Consider the following 7,185-nt stretch of genomic DNA (forward strand, 5'->3'; position numbering starts at 1 on the left):
CCGCCGAGCTGGGCCTGAAGCGGGTGCGCGAGATGCGCCGGATGCGGTGGATGACCGGCGACGTGCCCGAGGCACAGCTGCGCGAGGGGGTCCGCGTCCGCACCTTCGTTCCCGGGCAGGACGAGGCGGCGGTCATCGCCGTCAACCGAAAGGCCTTCTCCTGGCACCCCGAGCAGGGGGCGCTGACGGTCGAGGAACTGATGTCCACGGAGCAGGAGAGCTGGTTCGATCCGGCCGGGTTCTTCCTCGCCGTCGACGCCTCCGACCGGCTGCTCGGATTCCACTGGACGAAAGTTCACCCGGGCCCGCCGGAGGCCATCGGCGAGGTCTACGTGGTCGGTGTCGACCCGGACGCGCAGGGCGGCGGCCTCGGCAAGGCGCTCACCGTCATCGGGATGGAGCACCTGCGGGCGGCGGGACTACGCAGCGTGATGCTCTATGTCGAGTCCGACAACGCGCCGGCAGTGGCGGTCTACAGCAAGCTCGGCTTCACTGTGTGGGACGCGGACGTGCAGTACGGGAGCTGATCCGGCGTTACGCTGCGCTGCGTCACGAACTCTCATCGACAGGGTCACGCTGCGGTCGCGATACCACCCCTATGGAGTAGTTGTCGTCACATCGTGTGTCCTGTTCACCTTCCGTTCATTCACTCACGGTCTGACGTCCACCCTGGCTGCCTACGGTCGGCAAACGAGCGGCGGGACCCGTCGCGCTCGAAGTCGAGTCTCCAAACGGAGGATCCAGGTGAACATGAAGCGGCACGGCGTCGCGCTGGGCATCATGGCGGCAGGCGCCCTCCTGCTCACCGCCTGTGGCAGCGACAACAACACCAGCACCGCGACGGGTGGCTCCTCGAACACCAGCTCCACGTCGGCGGCCCCCAAGGTCGACTGCTCGGGCAAGAAGACGCTGAAGGCCAGCGGCTCCACCGCGCAGAAGAACGCGATGGACCTGTTCGTCAAGGCCTACAACGACGCCTGCGACGGCAACGACGTCAACTACACGGCCAACGGCTCCGGCGCCGGCGTGTCCGACTTCACCGGCAAGCAGACCGACTTCGCCGGCTCGGACTCCGCCCTGGACCCGAAGAAGGGCGAGCCGGACAAGGCCGCCGCCTCCTGCGGCAGCCCGGCCTGGGACCTCCCGGTCGTGTTCGGCCCGATCACCCTGGTCTACAACGTGAAGGGCGTGTCCGACCTCAACCTGGACGCCGCCACCGCGTCGAAGATCTTCGACGGTGAGATCAAGACCTGGAACAACGACGCGATCAAGAAGCTCAACCCGAGCGCGACGCTGCCCAGCACCGCCATCAGCGTGGTCTACCGGTCCGACCAGTCCGGCACCACGGACAACTTCCAGCAGTACCTGACCAGCGCGGGCGGTTGGACCAAGGGCGCCGGCAAGACCTTCAACGGCGGCGTGGGCTCCGGCGCGTCCGGCAACCCGGCCGTGGCCACCTCGCTCGGCCAGACCGACGGCGGCATCGCCTACGTCGAGTGGTCCTTCGCGCAGGCCAACAAGCTCAACATCGCCTCCATCGTCACCACCGCGGGCGGCACCCCGGTCAAGGTCAGCGCGGACAGCGTCGGCAAGGCCATCTCCAGCGCCGCGTTCAAGAACCCGAGCGGCAACGACCTCTCGCTCGACCTGAGCTCGATCCACAAGAGCACCGCCGCCGGCGCCTACCCGCTGCTGCTGGCCACCTACGAGATCGTCTGCTCCAAGTACGCGGACCCGGCCACCGGCAAGGCCGTCAAGGCGTTCCTGAGCACGGCCATCAACGCGGGCCAGGCCGAACTCGCCACCAACGGCTACGCCCCGCTGCCCGACTCGCTGAAGGCCAAGCTGACCACCGCCATCGACGCCATCAGCTGACCGCCGTATCCCGATGAGCGACACCCGACCGACGCGCCTCCGCCCCGATCGTCCAGAGTCCGCTCTGGACGATCGGGGCGGTAGCCGCATGATTGGTGCCATGACCTCCGACAGCGGTCAACCAGGTGCCCGGACGGCGGCGACCCCGCGCCGCCCCGGCGACACGATCTTCCGCACGCTGACCACCGGCGCCGGCCTCGCGATCGTGATCGCGATCGCGCTGATCGGGATCTTCCTGCTGATCAAGGCCGTCCCGTCGCTGCTGGCCGACAAGGCGAACTTCCTCTTCAGCGCCGACTTCCTCACCACCGACTCGAACAACCTGATGTTCGGCATCAGGGACCTGCTCATCGTCACCGTGCTGACCTCGCTGGTGGCCCTGGTCATCGCGATGCCGGTGTCGCTGGGCATCGCGTTGTTCCTGACCCAGTACGCCCCGGCCCGGCTGTCCCGCGGCTTCGCGTACCTGGTCGACCTGCTGGCCGCGGTGCCGTCGATCGTCTACGGCCTGTGGGGCATCCTCGTGCTCGGCCCGGCCCTCGAACCCTTCGAGACCTGGCTCAACACCGTGTTCGGCTGGTTCCCGCTGTTCGCCAAGGGCAACATCCCGCTGGCCGGCGCGGGCACCATCTTCACCGTCGGCGTGGTGCTCGCGGTGATGCTGCTGCCGATCGTCACCTCGGTCACCCGCGAAGTGTTCCGGCAGACGCCGGTGATGCAGATCGAGGGCGCGCTGGCGCTGGGCGCCACCAAGTGGGAGGTCATCCGGACCACGGTGCTGCCGTTCGGGCGCAGCGGCTACATCGCGGCGTCCATGCTCGGCCTCGGCCGCGCGCTCGGTGAGACCGTCGCCGTGCTGCTCATCCTGCACGCCTCGCCCAAGCCCTCCGGCTTCAGCCTGTTCGACGGCGGCTACACCTTCGCGTCCAAGATCGCCTCGGCCGCGTCCGAGTTCAGCCAGCCGCTGCCGACCGGCGCCTACATCGCGGCCGGCCTCGTGCTGTTCGTACTGACCTTCGTGGTCAACGCGGTGGCCCGGTCCATCGCGCGCGGGAAGGCGGCGCAATGACCACCACAGCGTCCACTTTGGACCGTCCGGCCACGCCGCCCGCCTTCCAGGCCGTCGGCGGCGCCCGCAAGTTCAAGAACATCCTGGCCACCGTGCTGGTGACGCTGGCCTTCCTGATCGCGCTGGTGCCGCTGGTGTGGCTGCTGGTCACCGTGATCGCCCGCGGCTTCGAGGCCGTGATCACCGCCGACTGGTGGACCCACTCGCTCAAGGGCGTGCTGCCCAAGGAGTTCGCCGGCGGCGCGTACCACGCGATCATCGGCACCCTGCTCCAGACCGTGGTGTGCGCGGTGATCGCGGTGCCGGTCGGCATCCTGGCCGCGATCTACCTCGTCGAGTACGGCCGCGGGCGGCTGGCCCGCACCACCACGTTCATGGTCGACATCCTCTCGGGCGTGCCGTCGATCGTGGCCGCGCTGTTCATCTACGCGCTGCTGCTGAGCACGTTCCAGATGGGCCAGAGCGCGTTCGCCGTGTCGATGGCCCTGGTGCTGCTGATGCTGCCGGTGGTCGTGCGGTCCACCGAGGAGATGCTGCGGCTGGTGCCGCAGGAGCTGCGCGAGGCCTCATACGCGCTGGGCGTGCCCAAGTGGAAGACCATCGTGCGGATCGTGCTGCCGACGGCGCTGTCCGGCGTGGTCACCGGCGTGATGCTGGCGATGGCCAGGGTGATGGGCGAGACCGCGCCGGTGCTGGTGCTGGTCGGCTACTCGAAGTCGATCAACTTCAACATCTTCGACGGCAACATGACCTCGCTGCCGCTGCTGATCTACAGCGAGCTGAACAACCCCAACCCCGCGGGCCAGCTGCGGGTGTGGGGCGCGGCGCTGACCCTGATCATCCTGATCATGCTGTTCAACCTCGTGGCCGCCCTCGTGTCGCGGTTCTCGGCCATCAAGACGAAGTGAGCTGAAAAATGGCCAAGCGGATCGACGTCAAGGACCTGAACATCTTCTACGGCAAGTTCCACGCCGTGGACCGGGTCACCCTCGCCGTGCCGCCGCGCAGCGTCACCGCGTTCATCGGGCCCTCGGGTTGCGGCAAGTCCACCGTGCTGCGCTCGCTCAACCGGATGCACGAGGTCACCCCCGGCGCCCGCGTCGAGGGCAAGGTGCTGCTGGACGGCGAGGACATCTACGCGACCACCGTGGACCCGGTCGAGGTGCGCCGCACCATCGGCATGGTCTTCCAGCGGCCCAACCCGTTCCCCACCATGTCCATTCGGGACAACGTGGTCGCCGGCCTCCGGCTGGGCGGCATGCGGAACCGCAAGCAGCTTGACGAGGTGGCCGAGCGCTCCCTGCGCGGGGCCAACCTCTGGGCCGAGGTCTCCGACCGCCTCGACAAGCCCGGCGGCAGCCTCTCCGGCGGTCAGCAGCAGCGTCTGTGCATCGCCCGGGCCATCGCCGTGCAGCCCGACGTGCTGCTCATGGACGAGCCCTGCTCCGCCCTGGACCCCATCTCCACGCTGGCCATCGAGGACCTCATCGGCGAGCTGAAGAAGGACTTCACCATCGTCATCGTCACCCACAACATGCAGCAGGCCGCCCGGGTGAGCGACCAGACCGCCTTCTTCAACCTGGCCGGCGTCGGCCAGCCCGGCCGCCTGGTCGAGATCGACGACACCGAGAAGATCTTCTCCAACCCCGGCCAGCAGGCCACCGAGGACTACATCTCGGGCCGCTTCGGCTGATCGGACTCGGTGTGGCGCCGGTCGGCGGCAGGGGTCGACCGCGCGCCGCATCGTCCATATAGGACAGTGGGCTCGCCGGAACCTCCGGCGAGCCCACTGTTTTTCTTGGTCTACAGGTCCTCGGCGCCGCTGGCGTAGCCGGGCATGCGGCCGGTGACGACAAAAACGGTGCGCTTGGCCACCGAGACGGCGTGGTCGCCGAAGCGCTCGTAGAAGCGGCCGAGCAGGGTGATGTCGACGGCGGAGGGCACGCCGTGACCCCAGTCCTTGTCCATGATCACGGAGAACAGGTGGCGGTGCAGGTCGTCCATGGCGTCGTCCTCCTCGTCGAGGCGACGGGCCAGCTCCACGTCCTGCGTGCGGATCACCTGCTGGGCCTTGCGGGCCAGGTCGACGGCGATCCGGCCCATCTCGGCGAAGTAGCCGCGCACCTCCTCGGGCAGCACGGCCGCCGGGTGACGACGGCGGGCGGCCTTGGCCACGTGCAGGGCCAGATCGCCCATCCGCTCCAGGCTTTCCGCAGCGTGGATGACCGACAGCACGGTGCGCAGGTCGGTGGCCACGGGGGCCTGTAGCGCGAGCAGCGAGTAGGCGTCCTCCTCGCACTTGGCCCGCGCGTCGTCGATCTTCGCGTCGCCGCCGATCACCCGCTCCGCGATCGCGAGATCCGCGTCCAGCAACGCCTTGGTCGCCTGCTCCATGGCGTCGCCGACCATGGCGCACATGCTCGCCAGCTGGTCAGCGAGGTCGCCGAGCTGGTCATGGTAAGCCTCACGCATGGCCCACAGCCTACGTTCTCGGGGTCGCGCCAGCGGCATCGCCGAGTGAACCCGACGTGAACCACGGGCGACGAAAGGGCATCGTCACTGGCAGGAGCTGTCCGCTCCACTGATCGTGGACACATCCGAGGCCTGCTGGCTGTTCTGCTGCGGCTGCGGCGCCTTGACGTCACCGTTGAAGTCCGGCCCGGTCACCAGCTGCACGGCCCCGGCCAGCGAAGAGTCCTCCACCAGCTTGGAACCCTCCACCGCGGCCGACAGCGTGCGCGCCTGCGCCTCCCGGCCCGGCGCGTAGCGCACCGTGGTGTGGTCCACGGGAGCGGCCGCCTTGTTCACCGACACGACCTGGAAACCCAGGTGCCCCAAGGAGTTCGCGGTGTTGGTGGGCAGCTCGCCCTGGCCGCTTCCGTTGACCACCTGGATCTTCATGGACTTCGGGTCGACCAGCGGACCGCTGGCCGTCGCGCCCTCGGACGGCAGCGGGGTCCCGTTGATCACCGCGTTGAACAAGGACTTCGTGGCCTCCGGCGTGCCGTTGACCGGGACACTGGTGAACACCACCTGGTCCGGCCCGATGCCCTGCACCGACTGGGCCAACGCGGACAGCTGGTCGACGCCCACGTTGTCCCCGGTGGCGTTCTTGGACACCGCGGACAGCAGGCCGTTGAGCTTGGCGGGATCGAGCAGCACCTGGCCCTGCACGGCCGAGCGCAGGATCGCGGCCATCAGCCGCTGCTGCCGCTGGATCTGGCCGAGATCGGGCGACGGGTCGCCGGCCACGCTGCGGGCCTTGATGATCTTCACGGCGGTGTCGCCGTCGACCGGCTGCGGCCCGGTTCCGGTCAGCAGCGCGCCCAACTGCCCGTCCTGCAACGGGTTCTTCACGCACAGCTCGACATTGCCGATGGCGTCGACGATGCCCTTGAGGCCGTCCGAGTTCATCGTCATGAAGTGGTTGATGCGCAGCCCGGAGATCTTCTGCACGTCCTGGGTCACGCACTGCGGGCCGCCGGCCGACAGCGCGCCGGACAGCTTGGCAGGACCGCACGGCGGCTGGCTCAGCTCGAGACCGCTGGGGAAGGACACGAACACGACCCGCTTGTGGTCGGCCGGCACATGCGCGACCAGCACCGTGTCCGAGCCGGCCAGCAGGAAGTTGTCGGTGCCCTGCTGCTTCTCGACGGCCTGGATCGCCGGCGAGTTGGGGTCCAGCGCGTCGACCTGCTTGATGTCCGAGCCGGTCCACTCCTTGACCGAGCCCCACGCGATGCCACAGACGATCAGCACTATCGCGGCGGCGGCGATGGCCACCACCTTGATGGCCAGGCCGATCATCCGACGCTTGGCGCGGGCCCGCTCGATCTCCGCCGCGTCCATGTCGAACTCGGGGTCGTCCTCGGGCTCCTCGGCGGCCGGCGGCGGGGCCTCGGGCGGCGCGCCGTCGTCCGTGTCGATCCACGGCATGTACTTCTTCTGCCGGGTGCGCCGCTTGGCCTCTTCGACGGCCATCTCGTCGTGCACGGCGGAGAAGCGGGCCAGCGTCTGGTCCACCTTGCGGCGGCGCTGCACCTCCTCGCCGATCGGCTCCATCTCGGTGGTCAGCGCGGCCAGCTCGATGTCCTCGCGGCGCTCCGGCCTCGACGGCGCCTCCGCCTCGTCGGCGGGCACGTCGACCAGCGCCTCGTCCGGCGGGGCGATCGTGGTCTGCTCGGCGTCCACGTCGGGCTCGAAGCGCGTGCGCTGGCTGTCCTGCGGTCCCTGGGGGTGCT

Annotated in this window: 7 protein-coding genes; 5 read left to right on the forward strand and 2 right to left on the reverse strand. The window is 69.0% G+C overall.

Features of this window, described 5'->3' with window-relative positions:
- From mshD to pstB, 5 genes are all read left to right on the forward strand, one after another.
- The coding region (gene mshD / locus KUTG_RS28050; RefSeq protein WP_063753571.1) for a mycothiol synthase at positions 1 to 527 on the forward strand (527 nt) is incomplete at its 5' end.
- Between the two features lie 223 nt (positions 528 to 750).
- Positions 751 to 1,875, forward strand: a complete 1,125-nt coding sequence (gene pstS, locus KUTG_RS28055) for a phosphate ABC transporter substrate-binding protein PstS (RefSeq protein WP_157495635.1) — start codon at positions 751 to 753, stop codon at positions 1,873 to 1,875.
- A 100-nt stretch (positions 1,876 to 1,975) separates the two neighbouring features.
- Positions 1,976 to 2,944: a phosphate ABC transporter permease subunit PstC gene (pstC, locus tag KUTG_RS28060; protein WP_052395499.1), complete on the forward strand. Its 969-nt coding sequence runs from the start codon at positions 1,976 to 1,978 to the stop codon at positions 2,942 to 2,944.
- Positions 2,941 to 3,852, forward strand: coding sequence for a phosphate ABC transporter permease PstA (gene pstA / locus KUTG_RS28065; protein WP_043720985.1), 912 nt, complete (start codon positions 2,941 to 2,943; stop codon positions 3,850 to 3,852). Before pstC ends, pstA begins: the two co-directional genes overlap by 4 nt.
- Positions 3,853 to 3,860: 8 nt before the next feature.
- Positions 3,861 to 4,637: a phosphate ABC transporter ATP-binding protein PstB gene (pstB, locus tag KUTG_RS28070; protein WP_043720988.1), complete on the forward strand. Its 777-nt coding sequence runs from the start codon at positions 3,861 to 3,863 to the stop codon at positions 4,635 to 4,637.
- A 110-nt stretch (positions 4,638 to 4,747) separates the two neighbouring features.
- Here pstB and phoU read toward each other — a convergent pair whose 3' ends face one another.
- Together phoU and KUTG_RS28080 are read right to left on the reverse strand one after the other, a co-directional pair.
- Positions 4,748 to 5,416: a phosphate signaling complex protein PhoU gene (gene phoU, locus KUTG_RS28075; protein ID WP_043720989.1), complete on the reverse strand. Its 669-nt coding sequence runs from the start codon at positions 5,414 to 5,416 to the stop codon at positions 4,748 to 4,750.
- 84 nt (positions 5,417 to 5,500) lie between these two features.
- A partial coding sequence (locus KUTG_RS28080) for an LCP family protein (protein WP_043720992.1) occupies positions 5,501 to 7,185 on the reverse strand: 1,685 nt, incomplete at its 5' end.

The sequence above is a fragment of the Kutzneria sp. 744 genome (assembly GCF_000568255.1).
Lineage (GTDB): Bacteria > Actinomycetota > Actinomycetes > Mycobacteriales > Pseudonocardiaceae > Kutzneria.